This is a genomic window from Pseudoduganella sp. SL102, assembly GCF_027856995.1.
Classification (GTDB): Bacteria; Pseudomonadota; Gammaproteobacteria; order Burkholderiales; family Burkholderiaceae_D; genus Rugamonas; species Rugamonas albidiflava.
The window spans coordinates 2,890,813-2,913,878 of the sequence record NZ_CP115554.1 but is presented as its reverse complement, the minus strand read 5'-3'; the positions used below and the strand labels follow the sequence as shown (position 1 = coordinate 2,913,878).

Sequence of the window (23,066 nt, the reverse complement as noted above, 5' to 3'; positions counted from 1 at the left end):
CTTTTTTTTGGGCGCTGTGCGCGGTAATTCGGGGAACTTCCCGCCGGAATCACGGTCTGACTTCCTGTTGAGATACTTCATGTATATCAGGAGGCGGCATGGGCACGGCGGAGGTTGGAGTACTGATCGAAGCGTTGATGCGGCAACCGCTTTCGGAAGATCAGGTCACGTTGCTGCAGGGTTTTCTGGCCAGCGTCGAGCAGCCAGGCCAGTGCCATCGCCTGATCGAGGAAGCTGCCGGAAGGCCGCCATGTCCCCATTGCGGATGCCAGCGTTCCCACCGTTGCGGACAGGCCAGCGGCTTGCAGCGCTATCGCTGCGTGATGTGCCGGCGCAGCTTCAATGCCTTGACCGGCACACCCCTTGCCCGTCTGCGCCTGCGCGACAAGTGGCTGCAATACTTGCAATGCCTTATCGAGTCGACCCCCGTGCGTTCGGCGGCCAGCCGCGTGGCGGTAGCCAAGTCGACCAGCTTTCGATGGCGCCACCGTTTTATCGCCGCCATTCGCCGGGCGCCCCGTCCGCAGTTGTCCGGCATCGTCGAAGCCGACGAAACTTATCTGTTGGAATCACAGAAGGGCTCGCGACACCTGGACCGCCCGCCCCGAAAGCGCGGCGGCAAGGCCAGCCGGCGCGGCATCAGCAGCGAGTTGGACTGCATCCTCGTGGCCCGTGACCGCAACCGGCAAACGTGTGACTTCGTCACAGGTCGCGGCCCGGTCAGTGCTGGCCAGCTGATGAAACACCTGAAGCCCGTGCTGGCGCCCGATGTGCTGCTCGTGACCGATGCCGCCAAGGCGTACCAGGCTTTCGCGAAGCAGGCCGGCATCACGCACGAAGCAATCAATGTGCGTGCCGGAATCCGAGCGCGCGGCGCACTGCATATCCAGGGTGTCAACGGATGGCATGGCCGCTTCAAGACCTGGCTGCGGCGATTCAACGGTGTCGCCAGCCGCTACCTGGCCAATTACACCGGCTGGCAGCGCGTGCTCGATGCCGCCGAGCTGACGGCACCGCGGCAATGGTTACGCATTGCCGTGGCGCCAGCCTAGGGTCGTCCGCTCGTGCCGCGCTCGGCACGCAAAAAAGTTTCGTGTCCACCGGCAAGGCTATTCAACGCGAACAGCGCCTTTTGACCCAGCCACACGTTACTGCCGCGTTGCGCCGCGCACGCGTACGCTACCGTACAGAACGACGTCCGGCGGCGCGGCACACTGGAGCCATGAAAAATCTCATGCTCACCCTGCTCCTCGCTGCGCCGCTGGCGCATGCCCAGAATGTGCCGCCAGCCCAGCCGGCGTCGCCCGCCCAGGCTGCGCAGCCAGCCCAGCCGGGCCAGTCCGCGCCCCCGCCTGCGGGCCAGCAGGCGGCCCAGTCCCCCATTACGCCGGACCAGGTCCCCGCCGACCTGCGCGCGCAAGTCCTGCTGGACCGCGCGCACTTCTCGCCCGGCGAGATCGACGGCAAGGTCGGCAGCAACATGCGCCAGGCCATCGCCGGCTTCCAGAAAGCGCGCGGCCTGCCGGTCACGGGCACGATGGACCAGGCCACCTGGAATGCGCTGGACGACCGCCAGCCGATCCTCGGCACGTACACGATCACGGATGTCGACGTGCAGGGCCCGTTCGGTCCCGTACCGGAATCGATGGCGGACAAGGCCAAGCTGGCGTCGCTGCACTATGAAACGATCGAGGAAGCCCTGGGCGAACGCTTCCATGCCAGCCCGGAATTGCTCAAGCAAATGAACCCCGGCAAGAACTTCATGCGGCCGGGCGAAACCATCCTCGTGCCGAACACAGGCGCGACCGGTCCGCTGCCGGCTGCCGCCAGGCTGGTGGTCGACGAATCGGACCGCACGCTGTCGCTGCTCGATGACAGCGGCAAGGTCATCGCCCAGTTCCCGGCCAGCACGGGCAGCGAACACGATCCCCTGCCCGTCGGCACGTGGAAGATCAATGGCGTCGGCCGCAATCCGGACTACCGCTACAACCCGAAACTGTTCTGGGATGCCAAGCCCGGCGAAGGCAAGGCACTGATCAAGCCCGGCCCGAACAACCCGGTGGGCGTGGTGTGGATCGACCTGTCCAAGGAACACTACGGCATCCACGGCACACCGGTGCCGTCGAAGATCGGCAAGACGGAATCGCACGGCTGCATTCGCCTGACGAACTGGGACGCCGCCAAGGTGGCCAATGTCGTGTCGGCCGGCTTCGAGGTCATCCTGCAAGACTAAACACGGAGGCACATCATGAAATGGCTGCTGACCTTGCTGTTGGGCGCCGTACTCGGCGTGGTGGGTGCGGTGTTGTGGCTGGGGCGCGATGTGCCGCCGACCATTGCAACGGAGCCAGCGCCAGCGCCCGCTCCGGCGCCTGCGGCACCGCCGGCCGCGGCGCCCGCACCTGCGCCAGCCGCCGATGCACCGGCAGCCGCTCCAGCCGGCGTGCCGTTACCGGCCAAGGACTTGCCGGAAGTGCAACCGCCCGCGCCGGTCAATCCGGCAACCACCAGTTTCGACATGGACGTGAAACCGTCGATCGGGCCACTGCTCTTGCCCGTGGCCGGCGTCAGCCCGCGCGAGGTGACCGACACGTTCAACCAGCCGCGCGGCACCGAGCGGCAACACCAGGCCCTCGACATCCCTGCGCCGAAAGGCACGCCGGTACTCGCGGTGGCGGATGGCAAGATCGTCAAGCTGTTCACCAGCAAGCCGGGCGGCCTGACCGTGTACCAGTTCGATCCATCGGAAAAATACGCGTACTACTACGCCCACCTGGACAGCTATGCGCCGGATCTCAAGGAAGGCAATACCATCCGGCGCGGCCAGATGATCGGCTACGTGGGCGTGACGGGCAATTCCGATCCGAACGCCCCCCACCTGCACTTCGCGATCTTCGAGCTGAAGGCGGACAAGAAATGGTGGGAAGGCACGCCAATCAACCCTTATCCGTACCTGGCGGGCACCGCGAAATAAAGGGCGCCCGGCACTTTCCCGTAGGGGAAGTGCCGGCTAGCTTGTCTCCAGCAGGAGAGAAGGTACAAGCTTCGGAAGAGATGGAAAGAGACGCACACAACGCGTCGTAAACCGGTGTCGGCAATAGCCTTGGCAAAAGCGATGGCAGACCATATTGCTGCTTGGATAAGCCTACCCCAAGTGCAAATTCCGGGGTCAGGCCCGGGCCTGACCCCAGCCCTTTGCTTTTGGGGTGAATGCAAGCGCTTTCGATGTGTCGCGTAACGCTTAACTCAAAGGGATGACCGACAGGCCACACCTTCGACTACCAGTGCCGCACCCGCCCCGTATCCATGTGCACGAACTGCGAGTCGTGGTAATAGCCCACCCCGCCGGACTTGAGCGCCAGCGCGGCCTTGTGCACCTGTTTCAGATCCTTGCCGGGAATGCGCAAGTCGATCGCCTTGCCTTCCAGGTGCATGCTGTGCCGGGCGACACCGCCGCTGGCGGCGGCCAGCTTGCGGTTGGTTTCCGGCGAGCGGTAGCCGGAAATGATGTGCACCACGTTGTTGCTGCCGAACTGCGCAGAAACCTTTTCGACCAGCAACAGCAGCGCTGGATCGATCGTGGCGATCGTGTTGCTGCGGTGGTCGCGCAGCAGCTTGTTGATGTCCTGTAGCGCATCCGGAATGAACTGCCCCTCGGCCCAGAACACGCTCTTGAGCGATTCGCCCGTGTGCGTATTGTGGAAGCGCAGGATGCGTTCGTGCGGCGCGGCGACGGCAGCCCGGGCCAGCGCGGGCATGCTCAATGCGGACGCGACGGCTACCGATTTCTTGAGGAATGATCTGCGTTGGTTCATGGGTGAATGATACTCCTGTTCGCTTCCTGCTGTTTTTTATGGCGCGCTGCAACTCTTTGGCATATACTTGACTACTCAAGTACATTTCAAGCTTAACTCAAGGATATCAGAATGAATACACATCCCGACACCCGCCGCGACGATGACCGTGCCGCCGCTGCCCTCGACTTCTGCCTGCGCCTGGCGCGCGTGCAAGCCACCGTCGTGCGCCGCCTGGACGCGGTGCTGGGCGGCCATCACGGCCTGTCCTTCGGCGACTTCATGCTGCTGCACCACCTGTCGAAAGCGCCGGGCGGCCGGCTGCGCCGCGTCGACCTCGCCGAGCGGCAGGGCCTGACGGCGTCCGGCGTCACCCGCACCCTGCTGCCGATGGAAAAAACCGGCCTGGTGGCACGCATGGCGGACGAGCGCGACGCACGCGTGGGTTTCGCGGCCATCACGCCCGCCGGCCACAATCTGCTCGACAACGCGCTGCTGACCGCCCGCGAGACCTGCACGGAACTGCTCAAGCATGCTCCGCAGGACCAGCTAGATACGCTCACGGCCGTGCTCGGCAACATCCTGGGGCCGGGCGCATGAGCGGGAAGGCTGTCGCGCCTCACCGCGCCTCTCCCTGGGCCGACCGCAACTTCCGCTGGCTGATGGCGGGAGGCATGATGTCGATGACAGGCGACCAGTTCACGCTGATCGCCCTGCCCTGGCTCGTTCTGGCACTGAGCGGCGATCCGCTGGCGCTGGGCTTCGTGATTGCGCTGATGGGGATCCCCCGCGCGGTCTTCATCCTCATCGGCGGCGCCGTGGTCGACCGCCATTCGCCGCAGCGCGTGATGATGTGGTCGAAGCATGCCAGCGCCGTGCTGCTGGGTCTACTTGCCGCACTGACGCTGGCGGGCCAGGCCACGCTGCCTGTGGTGTACGGGCTGGCGCTGGCCATCGGCCTGGCGCAAGCCTTCGGCATACCGTCCGGCACCGCGATGCTGCCGCGATCGGTGCCGCCGGCGCTGCTCCAGCAGGCCAACGCGGCGATGATGGGCATGCGCCAGCTGGCGATGCTGGCCGGCCCGCTGCTGGCCGCGCTGTTGCTGGCGCTGGCTGGTGGCACGCCGGACGCGGCAGGCGCCGCCGCCGCGAGCGTGGGCGAGATGCGCGCCCTCGGCCTGGCGTTCGCGGTCGACTGCGCCACCTTCATCCTCTCCGCCTTCACGCTGGCGCGGGTGCGCCCCACCGGCACGGTGCCGCGCGCGAACGAGGAAGGCGTACTGCGTTCCGTGGGCGCAGGCCTGGCGATGGTGTGGCGCGACACCGCGCTGCGCGCCTGCTTCCTGTACTGGGGCCTGGTCGCCTTGCTGGTCGGCGGCGCGATGCAGGTGGCACTGCCGCTGCTGGCCGATGATGTGCTGGCCGATGATGTACTACAAGGCGCGGCAAGCCTGGGCATCCTGATGGGGGCGCACGGCGCCGGCACCCTGCTCGGCATGGCGCTCGCGCCGCTGGCCGCGCGGCTCGCCCTGCCCTTCGGCGCGCTGCTGCTGATCGGCGATGGCCTTGCCGGGCTGCTGCTGGCGCCGCTGGGCGGCATCGAGTCGATATGGCAGGCTACCGCGCTGCTGGCCGGACTGGGCTTCATCGGCGGCCTGCTGCAGGTGGCGATCTTCACGTGGATCGGGCGGCGCGTGGCGCCGCAGATGCTGGGCCGCGCGATGAGCATCTTCCTGTTCATCTTCCTGGGCCTGGCACCGCTGTCGGCCGCCATCACCGGCGCGCTCCTGCAGCACGTGTCGCTGGCCACGCTGTACTTCGCCTGCGGCGCGCTGCTGCTGTGCTGCGCCGTCAATGCCTGGCTGTTCACGCCGATCCGCAAGATCGCCGCGGCGCCGGCCTGACACCGCTACAATGCGCGCATCAACGCAACCCGGGCAGGCACGATGGAAACCAAATGGCTGGAAGACTTCATCTCGCTGGTCGAGACCAATAACTTCAGCCGGTCGGCACAGCTGCGGCACGTCACGCAGCCGGCCTTCTCGCGCCGCATCCAGTCACTGGAGAACTGGCTCGGTACGGATCTGATCGACCGCACCACCTTCCCTACCCGGCTCACGCCGGCCGGGCACGTGTTCTACGAGCAGGCGCTGGAAATGCTGGGCCAGATCAACGGCGTGCGAGAGCTGCTGCGCCATAAGCGGGTGGCCGCGCAGACGACGATCGACCTCGCCGTGCCGCACACGCTGTCGCTGACGTTCGTGCCGAAGTGGATCACGCAGCTCGAAGAGGATTTTGGCCCCATCCACAGCAGGCTGATGGCATTGAACGTGCACGACGCCGTGCTGCAGCTGGTCGAAGGCGGCTGCGACCTGCTGCTGTGCTACCACCACCCGCGCCAGCCGGTGCAGCTCGATCCGGGCCGCTACGACATGCTGGTGATGGGCCGCGAAGCGCTGCGCGCCTATGCCCGCTGCGACCGGGCCAGGCAGCCGATGTTCACCCTGCCCGGCCGCAAGGCCGCGCCGCTGCCCTTCCTGTCGTACACCACCAACGCCTACCTGGGCCGGATGGTCGACCTGATCCTGGCCGATGCCCGGCCCGCGCTGCACCTCGACAAACGCTACGAGACCGATATGGCGGAAGGCCTGAAGATGATGGCGCTGGAAGGGCGCGGCATCGCGTTCCTGCCCGAATCGGCCGTCACGCGCGAAGTGAAGCAGAAGCTGCTGGCCCCCGCCGATGCCGGCGGCAGCTGGGAGATCGAGATGGAGATCCGGCTGTACCGCGAACGCCCGTCGCCGGCGCGGCCAGGCAAGCGCCTGGTCACCGAACTGTGGGACTTCCTCGAAGAACGGCTCCAGCCGGCAAAGGCGAAACGCCGCCTGGCGGCGTCCGAGCGCTGACGCCGAGGGCGCGCGCGCCGGGACAAAAACCACGTTATGCATTTTTTGCATAGCCGGATGCGCAAGCGGCATTGGCCCGGAAACGGCACCGCATCCTATGATTCGCCTCGCTGGCAGTACCCGCTGCCGACCAAGAAACTGCGCACGAAAAGCGCACAACAAGCGAGACAGGAGTCAAACAATGACGAACGCCGTACAGCATCCCGTGACGAATCACCCAGTAACGCACGCACTGCCTTCCTACCTCAATGCCGACGATCTCGGACCATGGGGCCAGTACCTGCAGCAGATCGACCGCGTCACGCCGCACCTGGGCGCCCTGTCCCGCTGGGTCGAAACGCTGAAGCGCCCGAAACGCATCCTCACCGTCGACGTGCCGATCGAACGCGACGACGGCAGCATCGCCCACTTCGAGGGCTACCGCGTGCAGCACAATATGTCGCGCGGTCCGGGCAAGGGCGGCGTGCGCTTTCACCAGGACGTGACCCTGTCCGAAGTGATGGCCCTCTCGGCATGGATGACGGTGAAGAACGCCGCGGTCAACGTGCCGTACGGCGGTGCCAAGGGCGGCATCCGCGTCGATCCGAAGACGCTGTCGAAAGGCGAACTGCAGCGCCTGACGCGCCGCTACACGAGCGAGATCAGCCTGATCATCGGCCCGACCAAGGACATCCCTGCGCCGGACGTGAACACCAACGAACAGGTGATGGCGTGGATGATGGATTCCTACGCCATGATCGAAGGTAACCTGTCGACCGGCGTGGTGACCGGCAAGCCGATCTCGCTGGGCGGTTCGCTGGGCCGGCGCGAAGCCACCGGGCGCGGCGTGTTCGTCGTCGGCCGCGAAGCGGCACGCCAGCGTGGCGTGGCGATTGCCGGGGCGCGGGTTGCCGTGCAAGGCTTCGGCAACGTGGGCGGCGTGGCCGCTACCATGTTCGCCGAGGCCGGCGCGAAGATCGTCGCCGTGCAGGACCATACCGGCACCATCGTCAACGAAGGCGGCCTGGATGTCGCCGGCCTGCACCGCCACGTGGCCGAGACGGGCGGCGTGAACGGCTTCCCCGGCGCCGATGCCTTCCTGGACCGCGATGCGTTCTGGGACGTGGCCTCCGACATCCTGATTCCGGCGGCGCTGGAACAGCAGATCACGGCGGCAAACGCGCCGCGCATCCGCACCAAGATCATCCTCGAGGGCGCCAATGGCCCGACCACGCCGGAAGCGGATGACATCCTCACCGAGCGCGACGTGCTGATCGTGCCGGACGTGCTGGCCAATGCGGGCGGCGTGACCGTCTCCTACTTCGAGTGGGTGCAGGACTTCTCCAGCTTCTTCTGGAGCGAGGACGAGATCAATGCGCGCCTGACCCGCATCATGCAGGATGCGTTCAGCGCGGTGTGGGAAGTGGCGCAGGAGAAGAAGGTCACGCTGCGCACGGCCACCTTCATCCTGGCGTGCACCAGGGTGCTGCAGGCGCGCGAAGTGCGCGGACTGTACCCGTAAGGTCGACGCAGTAAAGCTTGTCCTAGTAAAGCCTGCCGTAGTAAAGATTGCTGTAGTAAAGATTGCTGTAGTAAAGGGTCCCGACCAATCCGACAGAGATGCGGGGGAGACATGGGGAAACCCCGGAGAGCGCTGCCGCGAGGCGGCGCTTTTTCGTTTCGACGGGCACGTATTTGTTTGCTGGCCCACAGACAGCCGGCCCGCCGCCGCGCCAGAATCGCATGGTATCCAGGACCACAACGGAGACCCGCCATGCGCCCACCCATCGAGTACGACTCCCGCTACGAAGTGCTGGAGGCCGACGAAGCCGACACGCAGGCCGACCTGCTCGACGTACTGCACGCGATCGCCGACACGACTTTCCGCGACACCGGCCAGCCGCTGCGCAGCGTGCACGCCAAGAGCCACGGCTTGCTGCGCGCCGAGTTGCGCGTGCTGCCCGACCTGCCATCCGTGCTGGCGCAGGGCCTGTTCGCCGAGCCAGCGAATCTTCCCGTCGTGATGCGGCTGTCAACCACGCCGGGCGACGTGCTGGCGGACAGCGTTTCCACGCCGCGCGGCATGGCGCTGAAGGTGATCGGCGCGCAAGGCCCCCGCCTGCCCGGCAGTGAAAACGATGCCACGCAAGACTTCGTGCTCGTCAACGCCACCACCTTCCTCAACGCCGGCCCGAAGGCGTTCCTTGCCGGGCTGTCGATGCTGGCCGCCACCACCGACAAGGCGCCGGCACTGAAGAAGATGCTGTCGGCCGCTCTCCAGCAGGTCGAGCGGGCCATCGAGAAGACCGGCACCGACAGCGCGGCCCTGAAAGGCATGGGCGGCCATCCGGCCACGCATCCGCTCGGCGACAGCTACTACAGCCAGGTACCGATCCTGTTCGGGCCCTACATGGCCAAGGTGGCGCTGGTGCCGACCGCCGTGGGGCTGACCCGGCTGCAAGGCGCCCCAGTCGACTACGGCGCCGATCCGGACGTGCTGCGCCAGGCCGTGGTCGACTATTTTGCCCAGCAGGGTGGCGAATGGGACTTGCGCGTGCAGCTGTGCACCAATATCGAAGAGATGCCGATCGAGGATGCATCGGCCGAATGGCCGGAAGCGCTGAGCCCCTACGTGACCGTGGCGAGGGTGGTCGCGCCGCCCCAGATCGGCTGGAGCGAGGCCTTGTCCGCGGCGATCGACGAAGGCATGAGTTTCTCCCCATGGCACGGCCTCGCCGCGCACCGGCCGCTGGGGTCCGTCAACCGCGTGCGCAAGGCGGCCTACGAGATGTCGTCGAAACTGCGCGGCCGGCGGCGCGGCGCGCCGATCGTCGAACCTGCGTCGCTGGACGGCCTGCCCTTCGATCTCGCGGGGCACTGAAGCACCGGTGCAAGCGCTGGTGTCGGACATTTTTTCCATGGGTTTTGGAAAAAGTCTCGGACACCGGTTGCCGGTCGATGCCACGCAGGGCTTTGCATCAGACGCGAACCGGTGTCCGACACCTTTTCCGGAAGAGTCACCCGGAAAAGATGTCCGACACCAGTACTGACGCCACTACCTGATCCTCCCGCCGCGAATCCACTTTGCTATCATGCGCGCCTTGGCCGGCGCGTGCCGGCCTCCCTTTTTGAAGATCGGAGAATACCGGATGACCTTACGCCTGCTGGTAACCGGCGCGGCCCTTGCGACGGGCGCCCTCGTGGCCACCCCCAGCGCGATGGCGGCGCCACGCGGCCTGACCATCGAAGACCTCGCGAGCATGGAGCGCATCGGCAGCCCCGTGCTGTCGCCCGACGCCTCGCGCGTCGTCTATACCGTGCGCAGCACGAACCTGGAGAAAAACCGCGGCACCACCCAGCTGTGGATGATCGACCTGCGTGCCGCCAAGCCTGCGCCGCAACAGCTCACCTCGCACGAGACCAGCAGCTTCGACCCGGAATGGTCGGCGAGCGGTGACGCCGTGTACTTCCTGTCCAGCCGCTCCGGCTCGGCGCAGGTATGGCGCCTGCCGGCCGGCGGCGGCGAAGCGGCCAGGGTGACCGACTTGCCGCTCGACGTCGACAGCTTCCACGTCTCGCCGAAGGGCGACCGCCTGGCGGTGACGATGGCCGTGTTCCGCGACTGCGCCGACCTGGCCTGCAGCAAGAAACGCAACGACGAGCGGGCTGCCGGCAAGGCCACCGGCAAGCTGTATGACCAGCTGTTCGTGCGCCACTGGGATACCTGGGCCGACGGCAGGCGCAACGTGCTGTACTCGGTGCCGCTCAGTTCTTCCCCCGCCTCCCCCTCCTCCAGCGCCGTCAGCCTGTCCGGTGCCCTGGATGGCGACATTACCAGCAAGCCGTTCGGCGACCGCGGCGAATACACGTTCAGCCCGGACGGCCAGCGCATCGTCTTCTCGGTGCGGGTGGCGGGCAAGAGCGAAGCCTGGTCGACCAACTTCGACCTGTACGACGTGCCGGCGGCCGGCGGCGCGGCGCCGCGCAACCTGACGGCTGACAATCCCGCCTGGGACACCAAGCCGCAATTCTCCCCGGACGGGAAGACGCTGGCGTACCTGGCCATGAAACGCCCCGGCTTCGAGGCCGACCGTTTCCACATGATCCTGCAGGACGTCGCCACCGGCAGGAAGCGCGTGCTGGCTGAAAGCTGGGACCGTTCGATCGCCGACTACCGCTGGCGCCCGGACGGCAAGGCGCTGCTGGCCAATGCCGACGACATCGGCAACCACCGCCTGTTCTCGCTCGACGTCGCCAGCGGCAAGGCCAGCGCGCTGACGGACAAGGGCTATGTCGCCGAATTCGACGCGAAGCGCGATACCGTCGTCATGACGCAGAACAGCCTGCGCGATGGCGCCCAGCTGTACCGGCTGGCCGGCACGAAGGCCACCCAGCTCACCCAGGTGAACCGCGACCGCCTGGCGGACGTGAAGATGGGCGAGTACGAGCAGTTCTCGTTTGCCGGCGCCAACGGCGACACAGTGCATGGCTACGTGATGAAGCCGTGGAACGCAGAACCGGGCAAGAAGTATCCGGTGGCCTTCCTCGTGCACGGCGGCCCGCAGGGCAGCTTCGGCAACTCGTGGAGCTACCGCTGGAACCCGCAGGTCTATGCCGGCGCCGGCTACGCCACCGTGTTCATCGACTTCCACGGCTCCACCGGCTACGGCCAGGCCTTCACGGATTCGATCAGCGGCGACTGGGGCGGCAAGCCGCTGGAAGACCTGAAGAAGGGCCTGGCCGCGGCCGGCCAGAAATATCCGTGGCTCGACACGTCGAATGCCTGCGCGCTGGGCGCTTCGTACGGCGGCTACATGATGAACTGGATCGAAGGCAACTGGAGCGACGCCTTCAAGTGCATCGTCAACCACGACGGCGTGTTCGACCAGCGCGGCATGGGTTACTCGACCGAGGAACTGTGGTTCACCGAATGGGAAAACGGCGGCACGCCGTACGCGAACCCGGAAGGCTATGAAAAGTTCAACCCGGTGCACCATGTGACGAAATGGAAGACGCCGATGCTGGTGATCCAGGGCGACCTGGACTTCCGCATCCCCACCGCCCAGGCGCTGGCCACCTTCACCGCGCTGCAGCGGCAGGGCATCAAGTCGAAGCTGCTGGTATTCCCGGACGAGAACCACTGGGTACTGAAGCCGGCCAACTCGATCCAGTGGCACCACACGGTGTTCGGCTGGCTGGATGAGCACCTGAAGAAGTAGGCGCCAGAGCAGCAGGAGTCTGTCCCCGCCAGTCGTTGGTGCTATCCGAGTCGCCGGCCATGATCAAGGGGACTGACCCCGGTTTTTGCCAGCATTTCGATGGCATTTTCCATAAAAGGCGGGGTCAGATACCGTCTTGTTTTGCAAGGCCCGAATTCAAAAAATTCGGGTCGAATGGCTTGCCAGAGCAAACCACGCCGTAAATCAGATGAACCAGCTTGCGCATGACGGCGCCGGTGACGGCCTTGGGAGCCATGCCATTGGCGCTCAGGCGCTCGGCAAAGGTCTTCAGCAAGGTGTTGTACCGCTTGGCGACCATGCCAGGCATGTACAGTGCACTACGCAGATCATTGTTGCCGATCTTGCTCATGCTTGTCCGACCGCGCACTGATGTTCCAGAGCTTTTTTGCTTTGGACTGACTCCAATAAATGCCGCAAGTGCCTTGGCCGATCCGAAGCGCCTAATGTCACCAATGTGGCCCAGGACCTTAGCTATCGTAGTGCTGCCAATGCCCGGAATACTGCGCATCAGATCGGCGTCACGTTTCAGGCCAGGATGCCTGTCGATGTGATCGTCGATCTCCTTTTCCAGCTCGGTGATCTTTTGATCGAGCCATTTTACGTGCTCATCGACGTTTTTCACCAAGTCGCCCTGACCGGCAAAATCATGAGCTTCCATCCGGTTCTTTTCCTGTTGCCTGATGTCCTTGAGCGCAAGCAGCCGATCGCTCAAACCCTTGAGTTCACGCTGTTCCTTTGGAGGTGGCACCCAAACTGGCGGCCTCTTCGCAGCACAGAATCGGGCGATCAGCCCGGCGTCAATTTGATCGTTTTTGTTGCGGATGTTTTCGGACTGCCCAAAACCTTTGATGCAGCCTGGATTGATGACGCTCACCATGATGCCCGCATCGTGCAACCACAGAGCAAGCGGCTCGCTATAGACACCGGTCGCTTCCAGACACACGTGAGCGCTGTCTGGAGAGACCTTCTGCTTGACCAACCATTGAACCAGTTCCTGGTAACCCTCCGGCGTATTGCTGAGCGTCTTCGATTTCGCTTTGCCACTGACCAGCAGAACAATATCGAGCTTCTTCTTACTCACATCAACGCCAACTACCGGGGTTACTGCCATTTCCATCATTTCCTCTCTCGTATGCGGGCTTAGCGTAAGAACGCCGTCCCAAGATACCGTACGGACTTCAATGAAAAAACAGGCAAGGCCACCTATCTGACCCACAGGCTCGAAGCCTTAATCCCGAGCGGTGTGACCTTGCCTGGCCGGAACTGCAGCGGAAGTATCCACTGAATTGTCGGTATGCTCAAGATACGAGTCCCAAGAAGTAAGCCCGCGTCATTCCGCGCCACAGGTATCAAAGAAAATCCCCCTCCGTGCAAGACACGGAGGGGGATTTTTTCATGCCCGGGCTCGCGGTCGCGCCCGGGCCGGCATCTGCGTTACTGCGTTACTGCGTTACTGCATTACTGCTTTACTGCTTTACTGCCTCACTGCTGCACAGCGGCCGGCACGTCCAGCGTGATCGCCTTCAGGCCCAGCACCGCGCTGCTCTGCTGGCGGATCTGGTTGGCGTAGGCCGCGTCGGGATTGAGCTTGCGGCCATACGACGGCACCATCTCCTTCATCCTGGCCTGCCATTCCGGCGTGGCCAGCTGGCCCTTGAACGACGACTTCTCGAGTACTTTCAGCATGATCGGCGCGGCCGTCGAGGCACCCGGCGATGCGCCCAGCAGCGCGCTCATCGTGCCATCGGCGGAGCTCACGACTTCAGTGCCGAACTGCAGCAGGCCGCCCTTCTTCGGGTCGTCCTTGACGATCTGCACGCGCTGGCCGGCGTTGACCAGCGTCCAGTCTTCCAGCTTTGCTTCCGGCAGGTAGTCACGCAGCGTCGCCAGGCGGTCTTCCGGCGACTGCATCACCTGCTGCACGAGGTATTTCGTCAGCGGGATGTTGTCGTAGCCCGCCTCGAACATCGGCTTGACGTTGTCGCCGCCGATGGAGGCCGGCAGGTCGATCCACGAACCGTTCTTCAGGAACTTCGTCGAGAACGTGGCGAACGGGCCGAACAGCAGCGCCTGCTTGCCATCGATGATGCGGGTATCCAGGTGCGGCACCGACATCGGCGGCGAGCCGACGGAAGCCTTGCCGTACACTTTCGCATTGTGCTGCTTGATCAGTTCGGGATTGCTCGTGACCAGCCACTGGCCGCCGACGGGCACGCCGCCGAAGCCCTTCGCCTCCGGGATGCCGCTCTTTTCCAGCAGCGGCAGCGAACCGCCGCCGGCGCCGATGAAGACGAACTTCGCGCGCACCGTCTTCACCGTGTTGTCGGCCAGGTTCTTGACGGTGACATTCCAGTTGCCATCGGTGCCGCGCTTGATGTCCTCCACCTGGTGGCGCAGCGACAGCGTCATGCCGCCCTTCTCCGTCAGGTGCTTCACCATGCTGCGCGTCAGCGTGCCGTAGTTCACATCCGTGCCGATTTCCATCCGCGTCGCGGCCACCTTCTGGTTCTTGTCGCGGCCATTCATCACCAGCGGAATCCACTGGCGCAGCTGTTCCTGGTCTTCGGTATAGACCATGCCCTTGAACAGGTTTTCCTTTTGCAGGGCGGCGTAGCGCTTCTTCAGGAAGGCGATGTTTTCATCGCCCCACACGAACGACATGTGCGGCACGTTGTTGATGAAGGTGCGCGGGTCGCCCAGGTAGCCCTTCCGCACCTGGTAGGCCCAGAACTGCTTGGAGACTTCGAACTGTTCGTTGATGTCGACGGCCTTCTTCGTTTCGACACTGCCGTCCGGCATCTCCGGCGTGTAGTTCAATTCGGCGAAACCGGAGTGGCCGGTGCCGGCGTTGTTCATCGCGTCGGAGCTTTCGGCCGAAACCGAATCGAGGCGCTCGAACATCTGCATGGTCAGGCCGGGCTGCAGCTCGTGGAGCATGGTGCCAAGCGTGGCGCTCATGACACCGGCGCCAACCAGCACCACGTCCACCGGTTTATCGGCGGATGGCGGCGGCGACTTGGTGCAGGAGGAAAGGATGAAACAGGAGAACAGGACGACAAGCGTCTTGCTGACAACGGACTTACGCATGATGGCATTACCTGAACGATGATCGCGATGCTGCCATCGCCATCATCCGATTGAAAAAAATCTTCAATGGTTCCTTGCGAAATATTTCCGGCGGGCCGGGCGGGCCGGACAAAAAAATTCCGTAAGGAGCGTGCGGCCACGAAGGTCGGGGCACGCGACGCGCAACAGAAGCAGCATCACTGTGCGATACAGGAGCTGGATCAATCTGGCGTGACAGGATCACGCGGCAAACGACGGCGTGCCGGTTCCGGCATGCGGAAGGCACGTGATCGTTCCGGCGTCCATTGAAGAGACAAGGCCCGGTTGGGGCGAACGAATCTTAGGCCGGGAGGGAGAAGGTCACCTATTCGGGATAATACTTAGGTCCTCTATAAGACCTGTTCAACCATGCGGCCCGGCCGCCCGATACGCGCATCGGATTTTCCTCGCATGATTCGCCCGCATATAATGCCGTGCATGCCATCGCAGCCGGTCCTGCATGGCTCATCCATCGATTGCGTTACTACAGATGCTCAAACGAATCCATCACGCCGCCATCATCTGCTCCGACTACGAGCGCTCGAAGCGCTTCTACACGGAGGTGCTGGGCTTGCGCGTCATCGCGGAAAACTACCGCGCGGCACGGCGGTCGTACAAGCTCGACCTGCAACTGGCGGACGGTGCGCAAATCGAGCTGTTCTCGTTTCCGGATGCGCCGCCGCGGCCTTCGTATCCCGAGGCGCGCGGCCTGCGCCACCTGGCCTTCGCGGTCGACGATATCGGGGCCTGCAAGGCGCGCCTGGAAGAGCAAGGCGTCGCTGTCGAACCGGTACGGGTCGACGAGCATACCGGACGGCGCTTCACGTTCTTCGCCGATCCGGACGGCTTGCCGCTCGAACTCTACGAAGATTGAAGCCTCCCGAAGATTGAAGCTGCCCGGGGATAAGCCTAGTCCCGGCCGCAGGTCCTGAAGCCGCAGAAGATATCGTCCCGCTCCGGCATGAAGAAGTTGCGGAACTTCGCCGCGCCGAAGCGCGAAGGCGTCGCGAACGACGCGCCGCGCAGCACCTGGTGCGTGGCGAACCAGGGTTCGGAATACTCGCGGTAGCGGTCCGCGCTGAAGCCGGGATAAGGTTCGAACGGCGACGCGGTCCATTCCCACAACTGCCCCCACCGGAACGCGGGGTGGCCATGCAGCGCCGCGTATTCCCACTCCGCCTCGGTCGGCAGCCGGCGGCCGGCCCAGGCGCAGTAGGCCTGCGCCTCGTAGAGGCTGACGTGCCGCACCGGTTCGTCCGGGTTCAGCGTGGCCGCGCGGCCGAAGCGCACGGTGCGCCAGCCGCCGCCCTCGCGTTCCCAATAGCGCGGCGCGGAACGCTCCTGCCGCATCAGCCACGCGGCGCCGCCCGTGCTCCAGAACTGCCGGTTGTCGTAGCCGCCGTCGGCGATGAAGTCCATGTAGCTGGCGTTGGTCACCAGCCCCGCGTCCATGTGGAACGGCGCCACGTAGACGGGATGGGCGAACTTTTCATTGTCGAACATGAAGCCGGCGGTATCCGCCGCGCAGCCCAGTTGCAGCGTGCCGCCCGGGAAACGGATACCCGCGCCGCCGGCCGGCGCGGGCTCGCCATGCGCCAGGTGCGCGGGCGCCTGCAGGCCGAGTGTCTGCAGCGTGTACAGGTAGGCTTCGCCGTGCATGTCCTCGTGAGCCAGCGCCAGGCGATACGGGTACAGCGCCTCGTCGGTGTTCGGCTCGCGCGACAATTTGTCGAGCACCCGGTCCAGCACTTCATGGCAATACGTCTTCACGCCGCCGGTGCTCGGCAGGTCCAGCGTCCAGCGGCTGCGGTGCGGCACGTTGGCGGAATCGAACCAGTCGTCGCCCTTGGTCAGCAGCGAGGCGAACTGCGCGTCGGCCGGATGGCTCGACAGCGCCTCGCGCAGGATGAACCATTCGGCGAACCAGGCGGTATGGCCAAGCTCCCACAACGGCGGATTGACGATGCGGATCTGCGGCACATTGCGCGGCACGTCCATGCCGGCGGCGGCGAAGCAGTCGAACAGCGCCAGCGTATAATGCCGCGCATCCTGCATGGCCTCGGCCAGCTGCTGCGTACGCGCGGTGCGAAAAGAGGCGGTAATGGAATTCATTGAGGGATTGTAACCAATGGCAGCTTCAAGCAAACGGACGATCTGTATCGTGAGCCCCGGCACGGCGCGCGACAACAATGGCAACTGGCACACGGCCGACCGCTGGGCCCGTTTCCTGCGCGACGACTACGACGTGGTGGTGCAGGAGCGCTGGTCGGCGCGGTGGCCCGCGCCGGACTTGCTGGTCGTGCTTCATGCGCGCCGCTCCGCCCGGTCGCTGGGCGAGTTCCGCGAGTACCACGACGACCGCCCCGCCATCCTGGTGCTGACCGGGACGGACGTGTACCACGACATCCATCGCGACTCCGACGCGGAATGCGCGGTGTTGCTGGCCGATGCGCTCGTGGTGCTGCAGCCGGCGGCGATCGGCGAACTGCCCGACATCGTCCGGCCGAACACCCACGTGATCTACCAATCCGCCGACGCGCTGCCGACGCTGCCGGGGGTGCCCGGCCGCAAGGACATCACGATGGTCGGCCACCTGCGCGAGGTGAAGGATCCGGCCACGTTCATGCGCGCCGCCGCGCTGGTGACGGCGCCCGGCGTCTTCCTGCAGCAGATCGGCGCAGCGCTCGACGCGGACCTCGAACGGCTGGCCGAACGCACGAACGACACCGTGGAGCACTACGCGTGGCAGGGCGGCGCGCCGCGCGAGTACGCCCGCGACGCCATCCGGCGCAGCCACGCGCTGGCCGTCTGCTCGACGATGGAAGGCGGCGCCAACGTGATCGTCGAGGCCATCACCAGCAGCGTGCCCGTGCTGGCCAGCGACATCAGCGGCAACCGCGGCATGCTGGGCGACGATTACGCGGGATTCTTCCCGGTCGGCGACGCGGCCGCCCTGGCCCGCCTCATCGACCGCAGCGTGCAGGACGACGCCTTCATCGCCACGCTGCGTGCCCAGTGCGCCGCCCGCGCCCCGCTGTTCGCGCCCGAAGCGGAGCTGGCAGCATTGCTGCGCCTGGTGGATAATCTGTTTCACTTAATACCTTCAATTGGCAAAAGAACATGACTACCGAACCGATCAAACTTACCTCGTTCTCGCACGGCGGCGGCTGCGGCTGCAAGATCGCGCCCGGCGTGCTGTCCGAGATCCTCAAGAATTCCAGCGGCTTCCCCGTGCCGAAGGAACTGCTGGTGGGTATCGAAACGGCCGACGACGCGGCTGTGTACAAGCTCAATGACGAACAGGCGCTGATCGCCACCACCGACTTCTTCATGCCAATCGTCGACGATCCGTTCGACTTCGGCCGCATCGCCGCCACCAACGCGATTTCCGACGTGTATGCAATGGGCGGCACGCCGATCATGGCGCTGGCGCTGGTCGGCATGCCGATCAACAAGCTGCCGGTGGAAACCATCGGCCGCATCATCAAGGGCGGCGAATCGATCTGCGCCGAAGCGGGCATCCCGATCGCCGGCGGCCACACGATCGATTCCGTGGAACCGATCTACGGCCTGGTGGTCCTGGGCCTGGTGCACCCGTCGAAGATCAAGCGCAATGCCGATGCGAAGGCCGGCGACGTGCTGGTGCTGGGCAAGCCGCTGGGCGTGGGCGTGCTGTCGGCCGCGCTGAAGAAGAACGTGCTGGGCGAGGAAGGCTACGCGGCCATGATCGCCAACACCACGAAGCTGAACAAGCCGGGCAAGGCGCTGTCCGAACTGCCCGGCGTGCATGCGCTGACCGACGTTACCGGCTTCGGCCTGCTGGGCCACCTGCTGGAACTGGCGCGCGGCGCGGGGCTGACCGCGAAGCTGGCGATGTCGCAGATTCCGCTGCTGCCGGGCGTCGAGCAGCTTGCGCACGACGGCTACTTCACCGGTGCCTCCGGCCGCAACTGGGAAGGCTACGGCAAGGACGTGACCCTGTCGCCGAACATCACGCCGGCCCAGCACACGCTGCTGACCGACCCGCAAACCTCGGGCGGGCTGCTGGTGTCGTGCGATCCGTCGGCCGTCGACGCCGTGCTGGCCATCTTCCGCGGCAACGGCTTCGAAGCCGCCGCCGTCATCGGTGAAATGGCGGCCGGCGACCCGCGGGTGCAAGTCGCCGCCTGAGGGCCGGCGTCGGACAGCGGCTCCGAGAGCGGTGGCCTAGCAGGAGCATCGCTCAGCGCCTGCGCTCCAGCTCTAAGCCCACCCCAAGTGCAAATTCCGGGGTCAGAAGGGAGTGCTGGCAGGCATGCCAGCACCGTTGCGCAGGCGCGAAGCATGCTTCGCGAAACCCCTGCTTCACCCCGTCGGTCTGACCCCGGCCTTTCGCCGTTGGGGTGAATGCATGCGCTTTCAATGTGTCAGGAAACGCTTAACTCAATGGCATCAGACCTGTCACCTGTTTTCGCGCTGGTCCCGATACCACATTCGCGGGCGAATTGTCTTGACAATAGCAAACATGTTCTCTTACATTGATGCCATGTTCACGCATCCGCAACTATCCGCTTTCCTGCTATCGCTTGCCAGCCTACCGCTGGCAACGCGCCTACTAGCACGCGCCTGATCGTTTCACCCACTGTGCGCGCTGCACAACCGCTGTACCTCCCAAGCCGGCCATAAGCCGCAAAGTCTCACAGCCAGGAAAGATGCACCGATGCCCGCCATCCATTGCCTTACCGCCGCATTCGTCGCACGCGCGCAGTCGCCGACGCCGCCGCTGTCGGCCTCGCTATCGCTAGCGACCGGTTGCCTGGTCTAGCGCCCCGTGGCCCACCAGGCAGCCCTCCGCCACATGCATGCGACCGACGTAACAAGCCACCGATCTAACGCTACCGACAGCGCCGGTCCGCCCGACAAAATTCGAGAACCCAGGAGTACACCATGATGTTGCAGAACCCTGCCGCGAAATACCGCGCCTTCCCGCCCGTCCAACTGGCCGACCGCACCTGGCCGAACAAGACCATCGCCACCCCGCCGATCTGGATGAGCACCGACCTGCGCGACGGTAACCAGGCGCTGATCGAGCCGATGAGCGTGGAAAAGAAGCTGCGCTTCTTCGACCTGCTGATCAAGACGGGCCTGAAGGAAATCGAAGTGGGCTTCCCCTCGGCATCGCAGACGGATTTCGACTTCGTGCGCAAGCTGATCGACGAGAACCGCATCCCGGACGACGTGACCATCATCGTGCTGACCCAGTCGCGCGACGAACTGATCCGCCGCACCGTGCAGGCCGCGGCCGGCGCGAAGAACGCCATCGTCCACCTGTATAACTCGGTGGCGCCGGTGTTCCGCAAAGTCGTGTTCAACATGTCGCGCGAAGAGATCGTGAACATCGCCACCACCGGCACCACGCTGGTGAAGGAATTGCTGGCCAACCACCCGGAAACCAACTGGACGTTCGAATACACGCCGGAATCGTTCTCGACGACCGAACTGGACTTCTCCAAGCAGATCGTCGACGCGGTGACCGCCATCTGGCAGCCCACGCCGGAAAAGAAGATGATCGTCAACCTGCCGACGACGGTCGAATGCAGCATGCCGAACGTGTATGCCGACCAGATCGAATGGATGTGCCGGAACATCGAGCGCCGCGACGCCGTCATCATCAGCGTCCACCCGCACAATGACCGCGGCACCGCCGTCGCTTCCGCCGAACTGGCCGTGCTGGCCGGCGCCGAGCGCGTCGAAGGCTGCCTGTTCGGCAACGGCGAACGCACCGGCAACGTCGACCTGGTCACGCTGGCACTGAACCTGTATACCCAGGGCGTGCACCCGGGCCTGGACTTCTCGGACATCGATTCGGTGCGCAAGGTCGTCGAGGAATGCAACCAGCTGCCGGTGCACCCGCGCCACCCGTACGTGGGCGACCTGGTGTTCACCGCGTTCTCCGGTTCGCACCAGGACGCGATCAAGAAAGGTTTTGCAAAACAGCAGCCGGGCGCGGAATGGGAAATCCCCTACCTGCCGATCGACCCGCAAGACCTGGGCCGCAGCTACGACGCGGTGATCCGCGTGAACAGCCAGTCCGGCAAGGGCGGCATGAGCTACCTGCTGGAACAGGATTACGGCCTGGTGCTGCCGCGCCGCCTGCAGATCGAATTCTCGCGCGCCGTGCAGGCCGTGGCCGACCAGACAGGCCTGGAAATCACCTCCGACGGCATCCACGAGATCTTCGAACGCGAGTACCTGGCGCAAACCTCGCCGTATGCCTACGTGTCGCACAAGATGGTGGAAGACAGCAGCGCCGATGAATCGGTGCAGATCGACATCGGCCTGCTGCACCGCGGCGGCTCGCTGGCCCTGCAGGGTGGCGGCAACGGCCCGATCGACGCGTTCGTCGACGCGCTGGGCCTGGACATCAAGCTGATGGACTACCACGAGCACGCGATCGGCCACGGCGCCAACGCCAAGGCGGCCTGCTATGTCGAACTGCGCCTCGACAACGGCCCCACCCTGTTCGGTGCCGGCATCGACAGCAATATCGTCACGGCGTCGTTCAAGGCCGTGCTGTCGGCGGTGAACCGCCAGCTGCGGCAGAAGGAAGAAGTGCCGGCGGCGGCGAGCGACGCCGCGGCTTGATCAGCTGACCGGGCCGTTACCCCAACGGCGTAACCCTGGGGTCAGGAGGGAGTCCTGGCATGCATGCCAGGACCGTTACGCAGGCGCGATGCATGCTTCGCGAAACCCCTGCTTCACCCCGGCGGGTCTGACCCCTGCTTCTGGTCTTGGAGTGCGCATACAAGTCACCTGGCCAGCCGGATCCCCGTAAACTGCCACCTCGCCCCCGCAGGGAAGAAATTCCGGTAGCTGGCCCGCGCATGCCCGGCCGGCGTGGCGCACGACGAGCCGCGCAGCACATACTGGTTCACCATGAACTTGCCGTTGTACTCGCCGATCGCCCCTGCGGCGGGCTTGAAGCCGGGGTATGGCGCGTAGCTGCTGCTGGTCCACTGCCAGCAATGGTCGAACATGTCGCGCAATACGCCCGATCCGCCCGCGCCGCCCGGATGCGGCAGCGCGGGCGGCACCCCCGGTGCCGCGCCGGACTGCCGCGCCGCATGTTCCCACTCGGCCTCGGTCGGCAGGCGCGCGCCGGCCCAGTGGGCATAGGCATCCTCCACGAACAGCGAGATGTGCGCCGGCGGCCGTTCCGGGTCCAGCGGCTGCAAACCCATCAGCGTGAATTCGCACCACCTGCCCTCGTCGTCCTTGTGCCAGTACAGCGGCTTGTCCAGGCCCTGGCTGCCAACCCAGTCCCAGCCTTCGGCCAGCCACAGGCCCGCATCGCGGTAGCCGCCGGCCTCGATGAAGGCCAGGTATTCACCGTTCGTCACGAGCCGCGAGGCCAGTTCGAACGGCTCCACGAACTGGCGGTGGCGCGGCAGTTCGTTGTCGAAGCAGAAGCCGTCGCCATCGTAGCCGACTTCCGTCACGCCGCCGTCGAACGCCAGCCAGGCCGCCTCGCCCGCCGGCGCGGCGGCCGGCAAGGGCTGCGCCAGGTATTCCGGGTACAGGCCGTTCTGCGCCAGCAGGTGCTTCACGTCCGTCAGCATCAGTTCCTGGTGCTGCTGCTCGTGCTGCAGGCCCAGTACCAGCAGCCCGGCGAGCCGCGAACGGCCGGCGGCATCGAGGCCGCCGCCGATCAGCGCGGCGATGCGGGCGTCGACATCGGCCCGGTAGGCGCGCACCTGCGCCATCGGCGGGCGCGTCAGCAAGCCGCGCTGCGGGCGCGGATGCTTCTGGCCCACGCCGTTGTAATAGGAATTGAACAGCACGCGGAACGCCGGGTGGAACGGCTGGAAACCCGGTTCCAGCGCTTCGAGGATGAAGGTCTCGAAGAACCAGGTGGTGTGCGCCAGGTGCCACTTGATCGGACTGGCGTCCGGCATCGACTGGGCGCCGCAATCCTCGTCGGACAGCGGCGCCGCCAGCGCCAGCGAATGTTCGCGCACGGCGCGGTAGCGGGCCGTCCACACGGCCGGGTCGTTCAGCTGCAT

General features: G+C 65.2%; 18 protein-coding genes. 13 read left to right on the top strand and 5 right to left on the bottom strand.

The annotated features are described in order from the left end of the window. Window positions 1–137 precede the first annotated feature (137 nt). From OU994_RS12450 to OU994_RS12440, 3 genes are all read left to right on the top strand, one after another. The gene (locus tag OU994_RS12450) at window positions 138–1,052 is read left to right on the top strand and encodes an IS1595 family transposase (protein WP_373922616.1); all 915 of its coding nucleotides are present in this window, start codon (window positions 138–140) and stop codon (window positions 1,050–1,052) included. Between the two features lie 182 nt (window positions 1,053–1,234). Continuing rightward, window positions 1,235–2,233, top strand: a complete 999-nt coding sequence (locus OU994_RS12445; protein WP_281610991.1) for a L,D-transpeptidase family protein — start codon at window positions 1,235–1,237, stop codon at window positions 2,231–2,233. A 15-nt stretch (window positions 2,234–2,248) separates the two neighbouring features. Next, the gene (locus OU994_RS12440) at window positions 2,249–2,974 is read left to right on the top strand and encodes a M23 family metallopeptidase (RefSeq protein ID WP_281610990.1); all 726 of its coding nucleotides are present in this window, start codon (window positions 2,249–2,251) and stop codon (window positions 2,972–2,974) included. 304 nt (window positions 2,975–3,278) lie between these two features. On the opposite strand, the gene OU994_RS12435 is transcribed toward OU994_RS12440, so the two are convergent. After that, window positions 3,279–3,815 (bottom strand): DUF882 domain-containing protein, encoded by a 537-nt coding sequence (locus OU994_RS12435; RefSeq protein ID WP_131146618.1) that lies wholly within the window; start codon window positions 3,813–3,815, stop codon window positions 3,279–3,281. 111 nt (window positions 3,816–3,926) lie between these two features. On the opposite strand from OU994_RS12435, the gene OU994_RS12430 reads away from it, so the two are divergent. The 6 genes from OU994_RS12430 to OU994_RS12405 all read left to right on the top strand — a co-directional run bounded on the left by OU994_RS12430 (window position 3,927) and on the right by OU994_RS12405 (window position 11,898). Continuing rightward, the gene (locus OU994_RS12430; protein WP_281610989.1) at window positions 3,927–4,394 is read left to right on the top strand and encodes a MarR family winged helix-turn-helix transcriptional regulator; all 468 of its coding nucleotides are present in this window, start codon (window positions 3,927–3,929) and stop codon (window positions 4,392–4,394) included. Next, a complete protein-coding gene (locus tag OU994_RS12425; protein ID WP_281610988.1) occupies window positions 4,391–5,698 on the top strand; it encodes an MFS transporter in 1,308 nt (435 codons plus the stop codon). The genes OU994_RS12430 and OU994_RS12425 overlap by 4 nt, the downstream gene beginning before the upstream one ends. A 42-nt stretch (window positions 5,699–5,740) precedes the next feature. Further along, window positions 5,741–6,700 (top strand): LysR family transcriptional regulator, encoded by a 960-nt coding sequence (locus OU994_RS12420; RefSeq protein WP_281610987.1) that lies wholly within the window; start codon window positions 5,741–5,743, stop codon window positions 6,698–6,700. A gap of 181 nt (window positions 6,701–6,881) precedes the next feature. Continuing rightward, the gene (locus OU994_RS12415; RefSeq protein ID WP_281610986.1) at window positions 6,882–8,201 is read left to right on the top strand and encodes a Glu/Leu/Phe/Val dehydrogenase; all 1,320 of its coding nucleotides are present in this window, start codon (window positions 6,882–6,884) and stop codon (window positions 8,199–8,201) included. 252 nt (window positions 8,202–8,453) lie between these two features. Continuing rightward, window positions 8,454–9,560, top strand: a complete 1,107-nt coding sequence (locus OU994_RS12410; protein ID WP_281610985.1) for a catalase family protein — start codon at window positions 8,454–8,456, stop codon at window positions 9,558–9,560. Window positions 9,561–9,828: 268 nt separating this feature from the next. Beyond that, window positions 9,829–11,898, top strand: coding sequence for a S9 family peptidase (locus tag OU994_RS12405; RefSeq protein WP_281610984.1), 2,070 nt, complete (start codon window positions 9,829–9,831; stop codon window positions 11,896–11,898). A 124-nt stretch (window positions 11,899–12,022) separates the two neighbouring features. Here the strand turns inward: OU994_RS12405 and OU994_RS12400 are convergent, their stop codons facing one another. Then, window positions 12,023–13,039 carry an IS110 family transposase gene (locus OU994_RS12400; protein ID WP_281610349.1) on the bottom strand — a complete coding sequence of 339 codons (1,017 nt, stop codon included), beginning with the start codon at window positions 13,037–13,039 and terminating at the stop codon, window positions 12,023–12,025. Between the two features lie 362 nt (window positions 13,040–13,401). Then, window positions 13,402–15,006, bottom strand: coding sequence for a malate dehydrogenase (quinone) (mqo, locus tag OU994_RS12395; protein WP_281610983.1), 1,605 nt, complete (start codon window positions 15,004–15,006; stop codon window positions 13,402–13,404). 508 nt (window positions 15,007–15,514) lie between these two features. Between mqo and OU994_RS12390 the strand changes: the two genes are divergently transcribed. Then, a complete protein-coding gene (locus OU994_RS12390) occupies window positions 15,515–15,898 on the top strand; it encodes a VOC family protein (protein WP_281610982.1) in 384 nt (127 codons plus the stop codon). A 35-nt stretch (window positions 15,899–15,933) separates the two neighbouring features. Here OU994_RS12390 and senA read toward each other — a convergent pair whose 3' ends face one another. Continuing rightward, window positions 15,934–17,136, bottom strand: a complete 1,203-nt coding sequence (gene senA, locus OU994_RS12385) for a selenoneine synthase SenA (protein ID WP_281610981.1) — start codon at window positions 17,134–17,136, stop codon at window positions 15,934–15,936. 49 nt (window positions 17,137–17,185) lie between these two features. On the opposite strand from senA, the gene senB reads away from it, so the two are divergent. The 3 genes from senB (at window position 17,186) to leuA (ending at window position 21,648) form a co-directional block, all read left to right on the top strand. Continuing rightward, on the top strand, window positions 17,186–18,148 hold the full coding sequence (senB, locus tag OU994_RS12380; protein ID WP_281610980.1) for a selenoneine biosynthesis selenosugar synthase SenB: 963 nt from the start codon (window positions 17,186–17,188) through the stop codon (window positions 18,146–18,148). Further along, window positions 18,145–19,194: a selenide, water dikinase SelD gene (selD, locus tag OU994_RS12375; RefSeq protein ID WP_281610979.1), complete on the top strand. Its 1,050-nt coding sequence runs from the start codon at window positions 18,145–18,147 to the stop codon at window positions 19,192–19,194. The genes senB and selD overlap by 4 nt, the downstream gene beginning before the upstream one ends. 756 nt (window positions 19,195–19,950) lie before the next feature. Further along, entirely contained in the window at window positions 19,951–21,648 is a 1,698-nt protein-coding gene (leuA, locus tag OU994_RS12370; RefSeq protein ID WP_281610978.1) for a 2-isopropylmalate synthase, read from the top strand. 164 nt (window positions 21,649–21,812) lie between these two features. Here leuA and egtB read toward each other — a convergent pair whose 3' ends face one another. Continuing rightward, the gene (gene egtB, locus OU994_RS12365) at window positions 21,813–23,066 is read right to left on the bottom strand and encodes an ergothioneine biosynthesis protein EgtB (RefSeq protein ID WP_281610977.1); all 1,254 of its coding nucleotides are present in this window, start codon (window positions 23,064–23,066) and stop codon (window positions 21,813–21,815) included.

What these genes read in the sequence shown, in the direction of transcription:
- OU994_RS12450 (WP_373922616.1), top strand. Translation starts at nt 138, where the DNA reads ATGCGGCAACCGCTTTCGGAAGATCAGGTCACGTTGCTGCAGGGTTTT.
- senA (WP_281610981.1), bottom strand. Translation starts at nt 17,136, where the DNA reads ATGAATTCCATTACCGCCTCTTTTCGCACCGCGCGTACGCAGCAGCTG.
- OU994_RS12425 (WP_281610988.1), top strand. Translation starts at nt 4,391, where the DNA reads ATGAGCGGGAAGGCTGTCGCGCCTCACCGCGCCTCTCCCTGGGCCGAC.
- OU994_RS12420 (WP_281610987.1), top strand. Translation starts at nt 5,741, where the DNA reads ATGGAAACCAAATGGCTGGAAGACTTCATCTCGCTGGTCGAGACCAAT.
- OU994_RS12400 (WP_281610349.1), bottom strand. Translation starts at nt 13,039, where the DNA reads ATGATGGAAATGGCAGTAACCCCGGTAGTTGGCGTTGATGTGAGTAAG.
- OU994_RS12445 (WP_281610991.1), top strand. Translation starts at nt 1,235, where the DNA reads ATGCTCACCCTGCTCCTCGCTGCGCCGCTGGCGCATGCCCAGAATGTG.
- mqo (WP_281610983.1), bottom strand. Translation starts at nt 15,006, where the DNA reads ATGCGTAAGTCCGTTGTCAGCAAGACGCTTGTCGTCCTGTTCTCCTGT.
- OU994_RS12405 (WP_281610984.1), top strand. Translation starts at nt 9,829, where the DNA reads ATGACCTTACGCCTGCTGGTAACCGGCGCGGCCCTTGCGACGGGCGCC.
- OU994_RS12430 (WP_281610989.1), top strand. Translation starts at nt 3,927, where the DNA reads ATGAATACACATCCCGACACCCGCCGCGACGATGACCGTGCCGCCGCT.
- OU994_RS12435 (WP_131146618.1), bottom strand. Translation starts at nt 3,815, where the DNA reads ATGAACCAACGCAGATCATTCCTCAAGAAATCGGTAGCCGTCGCGTCC.
- selD (WP_281610979.1), top strand. Translation starts at nt 18,145, where the DNA reads ATGACTACCGAACCGATCAAACTTACCTCGTTCTCGCACGGCGGCGGC.
- OU994_RS12390 (WP_281610982.1), top strand. Translation starts at nt 15,515, where the DNA reads ATGCTCAAACGAATCCATCACGCCGCCATCATCTGCTCCGACTACGAG.
- OU994_RS12410 (WP_281610985.1), top strand. Translation starts at nt 8,454, where the DNA reads ATGCGCCCACCCATCGAGTACGACTCCCGCTACGAAGTGCTGGAGGCC.
- leuA (WP_281610978.1), top strand. Translation starts at nt 19,951, where the DNA reads ATGATGTTGCAGAACCCTGCCGCGAAATACCGCGCCTTCCCGCCCGTC.
- OU994_RS12415 (WP_281610986.1), top strand. Translation starts at nt 6,882, where the DNA reads ATGACGAACGCCGTACAGCATCCCGTGACGAATCACCCAGTAACGCAC.
- egtB (WP_281610977.1), bottom strand. Translation starts at nt 23,066, where the DNA reads ATGCAGCTGAACGACCCGGCCGTGTGGACGGCCCGCTACCGCGCCGTG.
- OU994_RS12440 (WP_281610990.1), top strand. Translation starts at nt 2,249, where the DNA reads ATGAAATGGCTGCTGACCTTGCTGTTGGGCGCCGTACTCGGCGTGGTG.